Here is a 15,711-nt window from a genome sequence, read left to right on the forward strand (position 1 = left end):
TTATAGTTTTGTGTGGTTTGCCAGAATACTCGCAATTTATTAGCTGAAAATTAGCTCTACAATCAGCTTGATAGCCGCCGGGCTTCCACCACATCGTCAATCCGCAGCAGTGAAGATAAAATTTTCCCTAACATACCGACATTATTCAACTCGATTTCCATGTCCATGGTGGCGGTCATATTTTTGGTGTCGCTTTTGCTCGATACCCGCTGCACGCTGACTTTTTCATTGGCAAGCACGGTGGTGATGTCGCGCAGCAAGCCGGTGCGATCGTTGGCGACCACGCGAATCACTAAATTGAACTTAGTGTTGTAGCTTTCGCCCCAAATCGCTTCCACCACCCGTTCCGGACAGGCTTCTTGCAGGTTCAACACTTGATCGCAATCGGCACGGTGAATCGAAATACCACGCCCCTGTGTGATGTACCCCAAAATATGATCGCCCGGAATCGGCTGGCAACAGCGCGCAATATGGTGCATTAAGTTGCCCACGCCCTCAACCACAATTTGCCCTTTGGCCGCCGGCGGTTTATGACTCTGTTTGCTTTCCACTTGACGCAGAATATGCTCGTCCACTTGCTCCGCCGTCGGGCGCAACAGCTTGCCTTGCAGATAATTGATCAGCTGGTTTAAGCGAATATCGCCGTTGCCGATGCCGGCATACAGATCGTCCAGCTGTTTGAGGTTATGCCGCGGCAGGGCATATTCTTCAATTTGTTTATAATTCAGCCCCAGCTTCGTCATTTCCGCTTCCAGCAACTCTTTGCCGATTGGAATATTTTTCTCGCGATCTTGACGCTTGAACCAGGCTTGAATTTTGGAACGCACCCGATTAATCGTAACGAAGCCGGAGTGCGGATTCAGCCAATCGCGGCTTGGATTCGGGTTTTTCTGGGTGATGATTTCGACTTTATCGCCCATTTGTAGCTTGTAGGTGAACGGCACAATCCGATCCGCCACTTTGGCACCGATGCAGCGGTGTCCGACTTCGCTGTGAATGGTGTAGGCAAAATCCAGCGGCGTGGAGCCGACCGGCAGATCGACAATGTCGCCTTGCGGGGTGAACACATAAATCCGATCATCAAAAATTTTGCTGCGGGTTTCCTCAACCATGTCGCCGGACTGGCTTAAATCATGCTGCCACGCCAACACTTGCCGCAACCAAGTGATTTTTTGCTCGTAACCGGCACGCCCGCCGGTGCTGCCTTCTTTATATTTCCAGTGCGCCGCCACACCCAGCTCGGCATCATCGTGCATTTGTTGGGTACGAATTTGTACTTCAATCACTTTTTGCCCTTCGCCGAGCACCACGGTGTGAATCGACTGATAGCCGTTCGGTTTCGGGTGGGCAACGTAGTCGTCAAATTCAGCGGCAATATGCTTGAAATGGCTGTGGACAATGCCAAGTGCGGTATAACAATCCTCTAATTTATCCACAATGATCCGCACTGCACGAATATCGAACAGCTGATCGAACGGCAGGTTCTTTTTCTGCATTTTTTTCCAAATGCTGTAGATGTGTTTCGGTCGTCCATAGACTTGCGCCGTGTCGGGCAACTCAATTTGTAGATCGCGTTCAATCACTGCCACAAAATGTTGAATATAGGCTTCGCGATCGCGGCGTTTTTCATGTAACAGCTTGGCGATTTTGCGATAATTTTCAGGATCGAGATAGCGGAAGCAGTAGTCTTCCAACTCCCATTTCAACTGTCCGATGCCGAGGCGGTTTGCCAGCGGCGCGTAGATATTGCTGCATTCGCGTGCGGCTAAGATTTTTTCTTGTTCGGAAATAAAGTTATTTTCTTCACGCAGAAAAGCCACCCGCTCGGCAAGTTTAATCACCACGCAGCGGAAATCGTCCACCATCGCCAACAGCATACGGCGCACATTATCCACTTGCAGATTACTGCCCGATTGGCTGGCGCTCAATTGACGAATGCCGTCCATATCGACCACGCCTTTCACCAATTTACGAATGTCGTTGCCGAAATCCTCTTTAATCTGATCGTAATTAATCACACGGCGGCGCACCAGCGGAAACAGCATTGCCGCCAACAGACTATCTTGATCCATATTCAAGCCACACAGCACTTCGACCATTTCACTGGCGGCGTACAGCAAATATTGGCGCTCTTTCGCATCAAGGTCTTGCAATTTGTCGTGATTATAGTGCCAAGTTTCGATTAACTTTTGACGAACGGCAGGAGCAAGCGGCAGACGCTCACTCCAATCTTCAACCACAAACTGCTCGGGGGTGAGCAAATGTGAGGCTCGTATTGCGACCATAGTTTTTCCTTTATGCCAGTCTGCTAAACAGGGTTATCGATTCCAAATGGGCGGTTTGCGGAAACATATCAATTGCGGCAGTTTTTTCAATCCGGTAGCCGTGTTGTAACAGGTATTCGCTGTCGCGCACCAGTGTTGCCGGATTGCACGACACATACACGATTTTTTCCGCCTGTAACTCACACAGCTGCGGCAGGGCAAACAGCGCACCGCTGCGCGGTGGATCAAGCAGCACTTTATTGAACCGACGTGCCGCCCACGGTTGATCGGCAAACGGCTGATCTAAATCCGCTTGGAAAAATTCGACGTTGTCCAATTGATTGTCGGCGGCGTTTTGTTTGGCCTGCGCCACCATTTCCGCTACGCCTTCAATTCCGACCGCACTTGTTACTTTTGACGCTAACGGCAGGGTAAAGTTTCCCATGCCGCAAAATAAATCCAGCACCTCATCATGCGGCTTCAAATCGAGCCAGTCAAGTGCGGTTTCAATCATTTGCTGGTTGAGTGTGCGGTTAACTTGAATAAAATCCCGAACAGAAAAATGCAGTTGTTGTCCGTTTTCCAATTGATAATAGGGCTGTTCGCCGTGCCAATGTTCGATCTTGCCTTCCTGTTCGCAGGCAAACAGGTTGAGCTGCTGTTCGGCGGCAAATTGCACTAACCGCACTTTGTCCTCGGCACTCACTTGCCCCAAATGACGCAATAACATCGCCACACCGTTATCAGCGGCGACCAGTTCAATATGCCCTAATTTGGCTTTGTTGTGCCACTGCGGCAGCCACGTTTGTAATTCTGACAAAACACGGTTCAAGTGCGGTTCGGCAACGGCACAGTACTGAATATTCACCAACGCATTGGAACGACGGCGACGCAAGCCGAACGACAGGGTTTTGGTTTTTTTATCATACTGAATGCCCAAGCGTAAGCGGCGGCGGTAATGCCAGGGAGCGGCACGCAATATCGGTTGAAAGACGATCTCAGCTTGAAGTCGGTTTAACCGTTGCTGTAATGCCTGTTGCTTCACCTGTTGCTGTTCAGCGTGCGGAATATGTTGCATTTGGCAGCCGCCACAGTCGGCATAATGACCGCACTTCGGTTCGATTCGCTGCGCGGAACGCTGTAAAATTCGCTGCGTCAGCGCAGTTCCATACTGTTTTTTCTCCTCCAGCACCCGCACTTCCACCTGTTCCTGCGGCAACGCATTCTCCACAAACCACGTTTTACCCTGCGCCCGCGCCACGCCCAGCCCTTGATAATCGAGGCTGTCGATGCTGAGCTGCATTTTTTTCGGTTGGGTGATTTTTTTGCGTTCTGTATAAAAAAGTGCCATAGCCGGAGTATCTTTGAATTAGCGGAAATCGGAGTGCCATTATAAAAGCGAAACGGCGGAAAGCGAAATAATCTATGCTGATAAGTTAGAACAATCTGCTTACCACAAAAAAATACCGCACTTTAGATTTAAAGTGCGGTATAACATTTATCAAATTACGCGTTGAGGATTTGTTTGATTTCCGCAATGCTTAAATGGAATTGGCGCGGGCATTTGTGCCAGATGTCGAGCATTTTGCTGTATTTGTCCCACATCGGAGTTTGTGCGTCGCAGCCGTTCGGGCATTGGATCAGTTCGCGGTATTTTTTGTCGTTTTCGGCGATAAAGCCCAGATAGTTCAAATATTTTTTCTCGCGAATGCCGCAGTAGCCGAGGAATTTTAAGCGGTGCGCGGTTAAGTCCTCTTTATTGTGCAGGTTGTTATATGACACTTGCAGCGCTTGATACATTTCCAGGGTGTTGATCACGATTTTGCATTCATCTTCGCTCAGGTCGCTGAATTGACCGTACAGCTCTTTTAATTCCAATTTATAGCCGCCTTTGATAATGCTTTGATAACGTTGGTATTTAGCGGCATTTTCTTTGTCGAGTAACGCCATTAATTCATATTGGTTAACCAGAATCAGGCGTTGGGTTAGGGTCATTTCCATATCATATTCCTTCTTTAAAATTGAAACAGCGAATGATTAATCAATACTTTTTAAATCGTCTTCCGACAGTTGTTCTTGGATTTCGCCGCGTTGTTTGCCGTCGCTGATTCTAAATTCCAGATTTTGGAAATAGGCTTCGCGCACGGTGAGATAACTGTCTTGCGACTGTTCCAAAATGGCGTCTTGGCTGAGCAGCGCGGCACGTTTGTCAACCGCCTGAATGCCGGTTTTTACCAGCGTCCAAGGGCCGAGCAGCGATAACATCGGATAGGTGTGGTCAACTAAGCCGCCTAAATCCTGACGCGGAGTTGCCGGGCCGTACAGCGGCACCATCACATACGCGCCGGTGCCGACGCCGTAGCTACCAAGCATATCGCCGAATGAGCGCGAACCGTCAGTGCGCAGCCCTTCGCTGGCGCTGGCAATATCCATTAACCCGCCTAAGCCGAACACCGAGTTAATCCAAAAGCGGTTAAAATGCACCATCGCTTTGTTAAATTCGCCTTCCAGCAGGCGGTTGACGAAGCTCGCCGGTTCGTCCAAGTTGTTGGCGGCGTTCACAAGAGCGGTTTTTGCCGGCTGTGGCACATACTCTTTCCAGCCGGTGGCGACCGGTTTTAATAAATACGGATCGGCAACGTTATAGTTGAAATTCCACATTGTGCGGTTGAAGCCTTCCAGCGGATCTTGGCGCTGACCGGTGGTTTCATCAATGCTTGAACAGGCGCTGACGGTGGTGATTAACATCAGTGGAAGCCACAGTTTGGTCAGTTTGCCTTTGGCGGAAATGGTTTTTTTCATGGTGCTGTCCTGTTTTCTGATTTAATGTTTTCATTTTAACAACTTTCATTTCAAAACATAGCATTATTTCTCTCTATTTTGAGCTGGGTCAACTTGCGCAAAAGTGAATTTTTATTCATAATATTGCATTAAATTTCACAAATATGGCAATAAGCCAATTATAGACTTGAATTGTATCGGTGGCTCAATTACAATAATTTGCTCATTTCTGCTACACTTCAGATACGATTCGTATGCGGTCTTCGTGAATAGAGAGTAACGAGCAACCTATCGGCGCACGCCGATATGGATTCAAGATTGAACATAAATACGATTATCCCGGGAGAGATTCATGTCTGAACCAGCCATCTTAGTCTTAGCTGACGGCTCTGTTTTCCACGGCACTTCAATTGGTTATCAAGGCAATACCATTGGCGAAGTGGTTTTTAATACATCTATGACGGGCTATCAAGAAATTCTGACCGATCCGTCCTACAGCAAGCAAATCGTCACCCTGACTTATCCGCATATCGGCAACACCGGCGTGAACCAACAAGATTGCGAATCAGAGAAAGTCTATGTTTCCGGCTTGGTGATCCGCGATTTACCGCTGATCCACAGCAACTTCCGCAGCGAACAAAGCCTGTCTGACTATCTGGTGCAACATAAAATCGTGGCGATTGCCGACATTGACACCCGCCGTTTAACCCGATTGCTGCGTGACAAAGGCGCACAAGCCGGCTGTATTATGGCGGGCGAAATTGATGAGGCAAAAGCGCTGGAACTGGCAAACAGCTTCGGCAGCATGGCGGGCAAGGATTTGGCGCAGGAAGTGACTTGCGACAAAATTTACCGCTGGGAACAAGGCGAATGGAAACTGGGGCAAGGCTTCAGCCACAAAGTCGGCGGACGCTATCATGTGGTCGCTTATGACTTTGGGGTGAAACACAATATTTTGCGGATGCTGGCGGAGCGTGGTTGCCAACTCACCGTGGTGCCGGCAAAAACCAGCGCGCAAGAAGTGCTGGCGCTGAATCCGGACGGCATTTTTCTTTCCAACGGCCCTGGCGATCCGGAACCGTGCGACTATGCGGTTAGTGCGATTCAACAACTGCTCGAGAGTAAAAAACCGATTTTCGGCATCTGTTTAGGGCATCAATTATTAGGCTTGGCGGTCGGCGGCAAAACCAAAAAAATGGCGTTTGGTCACCACGGTGCCAACCACCCGGTGCAAAATCTGGAAACCGAACAGGTGTATATCACCAGTCAAAACCATGGCTTTGAAGTCGACGAAACCAGTCTGCCGGACAGCGTGAAAGTGACGCACCGCTCTTTGTTTGATAATTCAGTGCAAGGCATTGAGTTGACCACCCAATCGGCGTTTTCATTCCAAGGCCACCCTGAGGCAAGCCCGGGGCCGCACGATGTTGCCGAGTTGTTCGACAAATTCGTGCATGAAATGGAAGTGGCGCGCCACACCCATACGCCGCAGGTTGTGGTGTAACGCTGTTCACAGTCGAAACATTAACCGTTTTTGAAAAGAATACGCAGTATAGAAAGAGAAAGATTATGCCAAAACGTACGGATATAAACACGATTTTAATTATTGGCGCAGGCCCGATTGTGATTGGGCAGGCGTGTGAGTTTGACTATTCAGGGGCGCAGGCGTGTAAAGCGTTGCGTGAAGAGGGTTATAAAGTGGTGCTGGTGAACTCCAATCCGGCAACCATTATGACCGATCCGAATATGGCGGATGTGACCTATATCGAGCCGATTCACTGGCAAACGGTGGAAAAAATCATTGAGAAAGAGCGTCCGGACGCGATTTTGCCGACTATGGGCGGACAGACCGCACTTAACTGTGCGTTGGATTTATCCAAAAACGGCGTGTTGGCAAAATACAATGTGGAATTGATCGGCGCAACCGAAGATGCTATCGACAAAGCGGAAGACCGTGGACGTTTTAAAGACGCGATGACCAAAATTGGCTTAAACACTCCGAAATCCTTTGTTTGCCACAGCTTCGAAGAAGCATGGAAAGCACAAGCGGAAGTGGGCTTCCCGACCTTGATTCGTCCGTCTTTCACCATGGGCGGTTCCGGCGGCGGGATTGCGTATAACAAAGACGAATTTAACGCAATCTGCGAACGCGGTTTTGATGCCTCCCCAACCCATGAGTTGTTAATCGAACAATCGGTTTTAGGCTGGAAAGAGTACGAAATGGAAGTGGTGCGCGACAAAGCGGACAACTGCATTATCATCTGTTCAATTGAAAACTTCGATCCGATGGGCGTGCACACCGGCGACTCAATCACCGTTGCACCGGCTCAGACTTTAACCGATAAAGAATATCAAATTATGCGTAACGCCTCATTGGCGGTGTTGCGTGAAATCGGCGTGGATACCGGCGGTTCAAACGTACAATTTGCGATCAATCCTGAAAACGGCGAAATGATCGTGATCGAAATGAACCCGCGTGTCAGCCGTTCGTCTGCGTTGGCGTCGAAAGCGACCGGCTTCCCGATTGCCAAAGTAGCGGCAAAACTAGCGGTGGGCTACTCCTTAAACGAATTGCGCAACGATATCACCGGCGGATTGATTCCGGCGTCGTTTGAGCCGTCAATCGACTATGTGGTTACCAAAGTGCCACGTTTTGCCTTTGAAAAATTCCCTAAAGCCGATAACCGCCTGACCACTCAAATGAAATCGGTGGGCGAAGTGATGGCGATGGGGCGCACCTTCCAAGAGAGCTTGCAAAAAGCATTGCGCGGACTGGAAACCGGCATCTGCGGTTTCAACCTGAAAACCGAAGACATGGAAAAATTGCGTACCGAACTCTCCAATCCGGGCCCGGAGCGGATTTTATATGTGGCGGATGCGTTTGGTATCGGTTGGCCACTGGAAGATGTGTATCACTATTCCAAAATCGATCCGTGGTTCTTAGTGCAAATTCGTGATTTGGTGGAAGAAGAATTGGCACTGGAGAAGAAAACTCTCGCCGAGTTGGATTATGCCGAATTGCGCCGCTTGAAGCGCAAAGGCTTTGCCGATCGCCGAATTGCACAACTGGTGAAAAGTAGCGAAAAAGAGGTGCGCGATTTGCGTCATCAGTTGAACCTGCACCCGGTTTATAAGCGTGTGGATACTTGTGCGGCGGAATTTAATTCAGATACCGCGTATCTGTATTCCTGCTATGAAGAAGAGTGCGAAGCCAACCCGACCGACCGCAAAAAAATCATGATCTTAGGCGGCGGGCCAAACCGTATCGGGCAAGGGATCGAATTTGATTATTGCTGCGTACACGCCGCACTGGCGCTGCGTGAGAGCGGTTTTGAAACCATTATGGTCAACTGTAACCCGGAAACGGTTTCCACCGACTTTGATACCTCCGATCGCTTATACTTCGAGCCGTTGACACTGGAAGAAGTGTTGGAAATCATTCATGTGGAAAAACCGTACGGCGTGATCGTCCATTACGGCGGGCAAACCCCGTTAAAACTGGCGAATGCGTTGCATGAAAACGGTGTGCACATTATCGGCACTTCTGCCGACAGCATTGATGCCGCTGAAGACCGTGAACGTTTCCAACAAGTGCTGAACACCTTAAACCTGAAACAGCCGCCAAACCGCACCGCACGCAACAGCGAAGAAGCGTTGCAATTGGCGAACGAAGTCGGTTATCCGTTGGTGGTGCGTCCTTCTTATGTATTGGGTGGACGTGCGATGCAGATCGTGTATAACGATGAAGAGCTGCAAACCTATATGCGTGAAGCGGTACGCGTTTCCGATGACAGCCCGATTCTGTTGGATCATTTCTTGAATGACGCGATTGAAGTCGATGTAGACTGTATTTGCGACGGCGAACAAGTGGTGATCGGCGGCATTATGCAGCACATCGAACAAGCCGGGATTCACAGTGGCGATTCCGCCTGTTCCTTGCCGCCGTATTCATTAAGTGCGGAAATTCAAGACGAAATCCGCCGCCAAACCGCCGCAATGGCGTTTGAACTGAAAGTAGTCGGCTTAATGAACGTGCAGTTTGCGGTGCAAAAAGACACGATTTATGTATTGGAAGTTAACCCGCGTGCTTCTCGTACCGTGCCGTTTGTCAGCAAAGCGACCGGCGTGCCGTTGGCGAAAATTGCCGCGCGTGTAATGGCAGGGATCAGCCTGAAAGAACAAGGCGTGGATAAGGAAGTGATTCCAAATCTGTACTCGGTGAAAGAAGCGGTGTTCCCGTTCATCAAATTCCCTGGTGTGGATATTATCCTAGGACCTGAAATGCGTTCGACCGGTGAAGTGATGGGCGTCGGCAAAACTTTCGCTGAAGCATTCTTGAAAGCGCAAATCGGTGCCGGTGAGCGTTTGCCGAAACTGGGCAAAGTGTTCTTGTCGGTCGAAAATACCGACAAGCCGAAACTGGTGAAAATCGCCAAACGCCTGCAAGATCTGGGCTACGGCTTATGTTCAACCTTAGGAACGGCAAAATACCTGCGCGAACACGGCATTGGCGTACAGATCGTCAATAAAGTGCGTGAAGGCCGCCCACACATTGTCGATGCGATTAAAAACGGCGAAATTGCGATGGTGATCAACACCGTCGGCAGTATGCCGGAATCCGTCGCCGACAGCCACTCAATCCGCAGCAGCTCGCTACAACAACGCATTCCGGTGTACACCACCGTCGCCGGCGCAGAAGCGATCAGCCAAGGCTTGAAGAGCATCAACGACACTGAGGTTTATCGTCTGCAAGAGATGAATTGAGGTTGAAAATATATAGAAAAGAGCGGTTAAAACCGCTCTTTTTGTTTAGATAATCCTTGAAAACTGTTGCCGTTTGGCTAATTGCCGTGAATAGGTATCGAAACACAAGCAGATATTGCGGATCAACAATCTCCCTTTAGCAGAGACAACAAGTGCGGTTTCGCCAATGGTGAGTAAGCCGTCTTCTGCCAGTGGTTTCAATAATTCCAAATCGTCGGCGAAATGCTGTTTGAAATCAATTTGATATTGTTGTTCCAGCGGGGCATAGTCTAAACGGAAATTACAGATTAACGCTTTAATCACATCACGGCGCAGGCAATCTTCTTGGCTCATTGCAAAGCCTTTGTGCAAGGCGTTGGCGTGATCTTCCACGTCGGCATAATACTGTTTCAGCTCTTTTTGGTTTTGTGCGTAATGATCGCCCATCAAGCTGATTGCCGACACGCCTAAGCCCAATAGATCCGCTTCTTCTTGCGTGGTGTAGCCTTGGAAATTGCGGTGCAGCACGCCGTTTTGTTGGGCGATTGCCAATTCGTCGTCAGGCTTGGCAAAATGATCCATGCCGATAAAGCGATAGCCGGCGGCAGTCAGCGTTTCGATGGTTTTCTGCAAAATCGTCAATTTACTGTTCGGTGGCGGCAGGGTGTCATCTTTGATTTTATGTTGTCCGGCAAAGCGCGACGGTAAGTGGGCGTAGTTAAACACACTCATGCGATCCGGATTCAGTTCGCTAACCCGTTTCAAGGTCGCCATAAAACTTTCAACCGTTTGGAACGGTAAGCCGTAAATCAAGTCGATATTGGTGGAGGTGAATCCCAGCTCGCGCGCTTTTTTCATCAACGAGAAGATAAATTCTTCGTCTTGAATCCGATTAATCGCCGCTTGCACGTCTTTATTAAAATCCTGAATCCCCATACTGATGCGGTTGAACCCGATGCTGCGCAGGTGATCAAGCATTGACAGTTCAATTTCACGCGGATCCATTTCAATGCTGATCTCCGCTTGCGGCGAAATATGGAAATTGTCGCGCAGCATCTGCATTAAGCGTGCCGATTGCGCTTCGCTTAAGTAGGTTGGTGTGCCGCCGCCCCAGTGAATTTGAGTGACGGTGCGCTCGGTGAACAAGGTGGCGCGCGCTTGGACCTCTTTTTCCAGATAGTCGAGGTAAATATCCGCCTTATGTTGATGCCGAGTGATGACTTTATTACAGGCGCAGAAGTAACACAATTTGTGGCAGAACGGAATATGCACATATAACGACAGCGGGCGCTCGGGATAGCGGCGGCTGGCTTGCAGAAAATCCTGCTCGCTATAAGCGTCGTTAAACTCAAGTGCGGTCGGATACGAGGTGTAGCGTGGTCCGGACTGATTATATTTTTGAATTAACGTTAAATCCCACTCAATTTCAGACATCTTATTTCCTGTTTATTTTAATATCACTCAACAATTGGCGCAATTCTAATTTAATTTTCGCTTCCAATTCCGCTTCGCTGCTTTCACGGGTTAAATCCAGTCGCATCCGTTGATTTTTCGGCAAGGCGCGCCGCGCTTCGTGGGTCGGCATATCGATCACCACATGATACAGCTGCTGCATTGCGTGGTATTTCTCCATTGCTTCAGGCTGTAAACCGGGCAGCAGCGCATTCAAGCGAATCACGCCCTCCGACAGATTGCAATCGCCGCTCAGCATTGCTTTGGCAATAATTTGCACGCTGTCGTAGGTGAAATCCTGCCGTTTTTGTCTGGCGGCAGCGATTTTCTGTTTCTGCTTGCGCAATGCCAACAGCAGCCAAGCGGCATAACTTGCCAATCCCACAATCACCGCCACCGCGGTGATGAGTAAAAAAATCGTCCAATTCATGCTTTAACGAAACTTATTAATGTCAATGGTGTTGAAAGTGCGGTACAGCGCATCTTCGCTGTTGTCCTCTTCTTCCTCGGTTAATCCCAGCTCTTGCATTAACTGTTCGATTCTCGCCAAGCAGTCGTCAACGAATTGCTGATCTTCGGCGGATAAGGTTTTGCCTTCATCTAATTGATCGAGCAAATCATTCAAGCATTCGTTATTTTCTAATTGCTCCAGCTCCAACATCGGATCCAATTTTTTCGGCGCAGCCGGGGCGTCGGTTTTGATTGGGGTGATCACTTTGCCTTTTTCCGGTTTGTTGACCATTTCGATGATTAATGGAATTTTCTTACGGCTGCCGACGCGCGGATCGGCTTTAACCGCACTTTGCTTATTCGTATTGTCGTCGGCGGAGCTGTGGCGCGAGCCTGCGCTCAGTCCTTTATGTTTCTTTTTGCGTTTTTCCGTCCAGGCGATACTGTCTAACTCATAACGAGTCGGCTTGCGCCCTTTTTTGGTTTTTGCCTGCGCCACCACCGGTTTTTTTTCGACTTTTCGTGCCGGCATGATGTCGCTAATTTTGCGCGTTTTCTTTGAACGAGCCATAGTGTTTCTCTCTTTACTTGCTTTCAATCGGATTATCTTAGCGGCAAATTGTATCATTCATGCCGCTTTTGCACACGGAATTAAACGGGCTAAATGCAGAAATTGTTTCAAGCTATTAATGAAAAACCGCACTTTCAGGCAGAAAGTGCGGTTGGAAGAAGGGCGTCGAGGATGATTACAATAAGATGCTGCCGACAGCGGCAATGCCGAAGCCGACAAAGCCGATTAAGGTTTCCATCACTGTCCATGTTTTTAACGTGGTTTTGGTGTCCATCTCTAAGAAGCGACTGACCAACCAAAAGCCGGAGTCATTCACATGGGAAAAGGCTGTTGCACCGGAGGCAATCGCAATCACGATAAAACACAGATCAAATGCGCTCAATCCGGTGGTGGCGGCAACTGTCGGCGCAATTAATGCAGAAGCCGTAGTCAGTGCAACGGTCGCTGAACCTTGCGCCACGCGCAGTGCCAATGAAATGATAAAGGCGGCAACAATCACCGGCATTCCGGTATCAGACAGCATTTCTGCTAATACATCGCCGATACCGCTGGCGCGTAATACACCACCGAACATTCCACCGGCGCCGGTAACCAACACAATGGCGCAGATCGGACCCAGTGCGTTATCACAGATTTTTTCAATTTGCTCATAGCTGCGTTGTCCTTTTAACAATAAAATCGAAACAATCAGCGTGATCAACAAGGCGATTGGCGTTTTGCCGAGGAAACGTAAGGTTTGCACCCATAATTGTGAGCCGTCAACTACTTTTGCAACAGTTAGGGTGTTTAAACCGGTATCTAACATAATTAAGAAGAGAGGCAATAATAGAATGAGTAAAACTTTTCTAAAACTTGGTGGATTTTGAGTGGCAGTTTCACTAATTGCTGTTGTATTTAAAAAGGCTTTTGGTAAATCTAAGTGTACTTTTTTACCCAAGAAGGTTCCAAAGAGGTAAGCGGAAATATACCAAGTCGGAATCGCACAGGCTAAACCTACAATGACAAGCAATCCAATGTTAGCACCAAGTAAGTCACCAGCTGCGACTGGGCCTGGGTGTGGCGGTAGAAAAGCGTGCATAACCGCAAAAGCACCGGCAGCAGGAAATGCATAGCGTATTAATGAGCCACCAAATTGTTTAGCCACACTGAAAATAATCGGTAGCATTACCACCAAACCGGCATCAAAAAAGATCGGAAAACCAAATAATAGCGAGGCAATACCTAATGCAAGCGGGGCTTTTTTCTCACCGAATTTATTGATTAAGGTATCAGCCAACACTTTAGCGCCGCCGGTGATTTCCAGCAACCGTCCGATCATCGCGCCTAAACCGACTAACAACGCCACGGAAGCGAGGGTGCCGCCGAAACCGCCTAGCATCGTCGGTAAAATTTTATCCACCGGAATACCAGTGGCAAGTGCGGTCAGCAGGCTGACAATAATCAATGCAACAAATGCATGAACCTTGAACTTAATAATTAGAATCAGCAATAGCAGGATTGCTGCGAGCATAGTAAAAATTAGCATAACTTAAAATCCTTTTAAAAAAGTTAGACTGCTGCCAACATACCACCATCAACAAATAGCAGATGGCCATTGATGAAATCAGATGCTTGGGAAGATAAAAATACTGCTGCGCCGATTAATTCTTCAGGATTTCCCCAGCGAGCTGCCGGTGTTCTTTTACATAACCAGCCACTAAACTCGGGGTTTTCGACTAAAGGTTTAGTCAGCTCGGTTTTAAAATAGCCAGGAGCAATACCATTAACTTGGATATTATGGCGAGCTAATTCCACACACATTCCACGCGTTAACATTTTTATGCCACCTTTTGAAGCTGCATAAGGCGTGATAGTATCTCTCCCTAATTCACTTTGCATGGAACCGATATTAATGATTTTCCCTTTTTTGCGGTTTACCATGTATTTAGCAACAGTTTGTGAAATTACAAAAACAGCTTTTAGGTTTACATTAATCACCTCGTCAAACTCATTTTCTGGGAAATCGCAGAATGGATGACGACGTTGAACTCCGGCATTATTAATTAAAATATCAATCGGACCAATCGTGTTTTCAATATTGTCGACCGCTTCCCTTACCGCTTGTGAGTCTGTTACATTAAAAGCAATTGCATGAGTTTTAACGCCTTTACTTGCTGCGATCTGCCGTGCAACTTCTTCAGCTTTTTGCTGATTTGTTCCATGGATAATAAGCTCAGCACCATGAGCTGCTAACCCTTGGGCTAATAGCAAACCAATCCCGCGAGTCGATCCGGTAATTAGAGCTCGTTTATTGCTTAATGAAAATAATTTGCTCATTCTATTTATCCTCTATTGATTGAATTTACTCAAAAGTGAGTTGCACTTTTGAAATTTCATTCTTATTGCCCGCTGTTTCTAATGCTTGCTCTAATTTTTGAAATGGGAATTTCGCAGATAAGAGTGGCAGTGGATTAACTTTCTGTTTACTTAACCATTCAACCGCCATATTGAATTCTTCGACGAAACGGAATGAACCAACCAAATTAATTTCTTTAGCAATAAGGGTCATAATCGGGAAGTCAGGGATATTTCCTCCCATTCCAACCTGTACAATAGTGCCTTTTGCTTTAGTAACTGCTAAGCAGCGCTCCATTGATGATGGATGTCCTGACACCTCAAAGGATATATCACACTCTCCTTTGTGTGTTAAATACTCAGAGAAATCTTCATCAGCAAGTAATGTTTTAGTTGCTCCCATTTGACTTGCTATGTTTAGGCATCGCTGGCTAATATCAGTACAAATAATCTCTTTTGCACCTAACACTTTCACTGCTGCGACAATTAGGCATCCGATAGGTCCTACACCAGAGATAAAGACACGCTTATTTTTTAAGTCACCAGCTTGCTTTCCGGCATGGATTGCTACTGCTAACGGTTCAGCAAAAGTCATTACGTCATCGCTGATTTCTTGAGGGTAGGGAATACATTGGTTAGTATCAACAATTTTAAATTGAGTAAATCCACCATCAATATGTGGATTATACATAGCGCTACCAAAGAATCGCATTTGTTCACATTGGTTAGTATCACCAGATAAACAATATTTACAACTTAAGCATGGTTTACTTGGATTAATAGCAACTTTTTGCCCTTCATATAGTGTGGAAGAATCCGTTTTGGTTATTTTTCCAATTACCTCATGACCTAAAACCATAGGGTGTTTCACTTCGAAGTTGCCGACCTTACCATGTTGATAATAATGCAGATCAGAACCGCAAATACCGCCTTGTGTAATTTGAACGAGAGTGGTTCCTGAATTTGGAATAAAATTAATTTGTTGTTGTATTATACCAACATCCTTTTTTCCTTTAACAACACATGAGAGAGTTTCCATATTTTTTCCTTATTTAGAACAATGGCAGGTTAGATCAATCTCTTGAGGTTACCGATAACATACTTTTGGAATGAGGT

The 15,711-nt window shown here is 47.5% G+C and carries 12 protein-coding genes; 2 read left to right on the forward strand and 10 right to left on the reverse strand.

The window, feature by feature from the left end; genetic code table 11:
- Positions 1–62 precede the first annotated feature (62 nt).
- The 4 genes from relA to ACUHGC_RS01350 all read right to left on the reverse strand — a co-directional run bounded on the left by relA (position 63) and on the right by ACUHGC_RS01350 (position 5,012).
- On the reverse strand, positions 63–2,285 hold the full coding sequence (relA, locus tag ACUHGC_RS01335; RefSeq protein WP_446833899.1) for a GTP diphosphokinase: 2,223 nt from the start codon (positions 2,283–2,285) through the stop codon (positions 63–65).
- A 10-nt stretch (positions 2,286–2,295) separates the two neighbouring features.
- Positions 2,296–3,615 (reverse strand): 23S rRNA (uracil(1939)-C(5))-methyltransferase RlmD, encoded by a 1,320-nt coding sequence (rlmD, locus tag ACUHGC_RS01340; protein WP_446833900.1) that lies wholly within the window; start codon positions 3,613–3,615, stop codon positions 2,296–2,298.
- 155 nt (positions 3,616–3,770) lie between these two features.
- The gene (locus tag ACUHGC_RS01345) at positions 3,771–4,265 is read right to left on the reverse strand and encodes a YfbU family protein (RefSeq protein WP_446833901.1); all 495 of its coding nucleotides are present in this window, start codon (positions 4,263–4,265) and stop codon (positions 3,771–3,773) included.
- 36 nt (positions 4,266–4,301) lie between these two features.
- Positions 4,302–5,012 carry an MlaA family lipoprotein gene (locus ACUHGC_RS01350; RefSeq protein ID WP_446834811.1) on the reverse strand — a complete coding sequence of 237 codons (711 nt, stop codon included), beginning with the start codon at positions 5,010–5,012 and terminating at the stop codon, positions 4,302–4,304.
- 385 nt (positions 5,013–5,397) lie between these two features.
- Between ACUHGC_RS01350 and carA the strand changes: the two genes are divergently transcribed.
- Together carA and carB are read left to right on the forward strand one after the other, a co-directional pair.
- A complete protein-coding gene (carA, locus tag ACUHGC_RS01355; protein ID WP_446833902.1) occupies positions 5,398–6,549 on the forward strand; it encodes a glutamine-hydrolyzing carbamoyl-phosphate synthase small subunit in 1,152 nt (383 codons plus the stop codon).
- A 65-nt stretch (positions 6,550–6,614) separates the two neighbouring features.
- Entirely contained in the window at positions 6,615–9,809 is a 3,195-nt protein-coding gene (gene carB / locus ACUHGC_RS01360) for a carbamoyl-phosphate synthase large subunit (protein WP_446833903.1), read from the forward strand.
- Positions 9,810–9,854: 45 nt separating this feature from the next.
- Here carB and hemN read toward each other — a convergent pair whose 3' ends face one another.
- The 6 genes from hemN to idnD all read right to left on the reverse strand — a co-directional run bounded on the left by hemN (position 9,855) and on the right by idnD (position 15,634).
- Positions 9,855–11,222: an oxygen-independent coproporphyrinogen III oxidase gene (hemN, locus tag ACUHGC_RS01365; protein ID WP_446833904.1), complete on the reverse strand. Its 1,368-nt coding sequence runs from the start codon at positions 11,220–11,222 to the stop codon at positions 9,855–9,857.
- A gap of 1 nt (position 11,223) precedes the next feature.
- Positions 11,224–11,670 carry a DUF2489 domain-containing protein gene (locus ACUHGC_RS01370; protein ID WP_446833905.1) on the reverse strand — a complete coding sequence of 149 codons (447 nt, stop codon included), beginning with the start codon at positions 11,668–11,670 and terminating at the stop codon, positions 11,224–11,226.
- Between the two features lie 3 nt (positions 11,671–11,673).
- Positions 11,674–12,261, reverse strand: a complete 588-nt coding sequence (gene yihI, locus ACUHGC_RS01375) for a Der GTPase-activating protein YihI (RefSeq protein WP_446833906.1) — start codon at positions 12,259–12,261, stop codon at positions 11,674–11,676.
- A gap of 175 nt (positions 12,262–12,436) precedes the next feature.
- Positions 12,437–13,786, reverse strand: a complete 1,350-nt coding sequence (locus ACUHGC_RS01380; protein WP_446833907.1) for a GntP family permease — start codon at positions 13,784–13,786, stop codon at positions 12,437–12,439.
- 23 nt (positions 13,787–13,809) lie between these two features.
- A complete protein-coding gene (gene idnO, locus ACUHGC_RS01385) occupies positions 13,810–14,577 on the reverse strand; it encodes a gluconate 5-dehydrogenase (protein ID WP_446833908.1) in 768 nt (255 codons plus the stop codon).
- Positions 14,578–14,602: 25 nt separating this feature from the next.
- On the reverse strand, positions 14,603–15,634 hold the full coding sequence (gene idnD / locus ACUHGC_RS01390; protein ID WP_446833909.1) for an L-idonate 5-dehydrogenase: 1,032 nt from the start codon (positions 15,632–15,634) through the stop codon (positions 14,603–14,605).
- Between the last annotated feature and the right edge of the window lie 77 nt (positions 15,635–15,711).

The sequence above is a fragment of the Testudinibacter sp. P27/CKL/0425 genome (assembly GCF_052931395.1).

Bases quoted from the DNA above. Each gene is read 5' to 3' on its own strand.
- relA (WP_446833899.1), bottom strand. From the start codon at position 2,285: ATGGTCGCAATACGAGCCTCACATTTGCTCACCCCCGAGCAGTTTGTG.
- rlmD (WP_446833900.1), bottom strand. From the start codon at position 3,615: ATGGCACTTTTTTATACAGAACGCAAAAAAATCACCCAACCGAAAAAA.
- ACUHGC_RS01345 (WP_446833901.1), bottom strand. From the start codon at position 4,265: ATGGAAATGACCCTAACCCAACGCCTGATTCTGGTTAACCAATATGAA.
- ACUHGC_RS01350 (WP_446834811.1), bottom strand. From the start codon at position 5,012: ATGTTAATCACCACCGTCAGCGCCTGTTCAAGCATTGATGAAACCACC.
- carA (WP_446833902.1), top strand. From the start codon at position 5,398: ATGTCTGAACCAGCCATCTTAGTCTTAGCTGACGGCTCTGTTTTCCAC.
- carB (WP_446833903.1), top strand. From the start codon at position 6,615: ATGCCAAAACGTACGGATATAAACACGATTTTAATTATTGGCGCAGGC.
- hemN (WP_446833904.1), bottom strand. From the start codon at position 11,222: ATGTCTGAAATTGAGTGGGATTTAACGTTAATTCAAAAATATAATCAG.
- ACUHGC_RS01370 (WP_446833905.1), bottom strand. From the start codon at position 11,670: ATGAATTGGACGATTTTTTTACTCATCACCGCGGTGGCGGTGATTGTG.
- yihI (WP_446833906.1), bottom strand. From the start codon at position 12,261: ATGGCTCGTTCAAAGAAAACGCGCAAAATTAGCGACATCATGCCGGCA.
- ACUHGC_RS01380 (WP_446833907.1), bottom strand. From the start codon at position 13,786: ATGCTAATTTTTACTATGCTCGCAGCAATCCTGCTATTGCTGATTCTA.
- idnO (WP_446833908.1), bottom strand. From the start codon at position 14,577: ATGAGCAAATTATTTTCATTAAGCAATAAACGAGCTCTAATTACCGGA.
- idnD (WP_446833909.1), bottom strand. From the start codon at position 15,634: ATGGAAACTCTCTCATGTGTTGTTAAAGGAAAAAAGGATGTTGGTATA.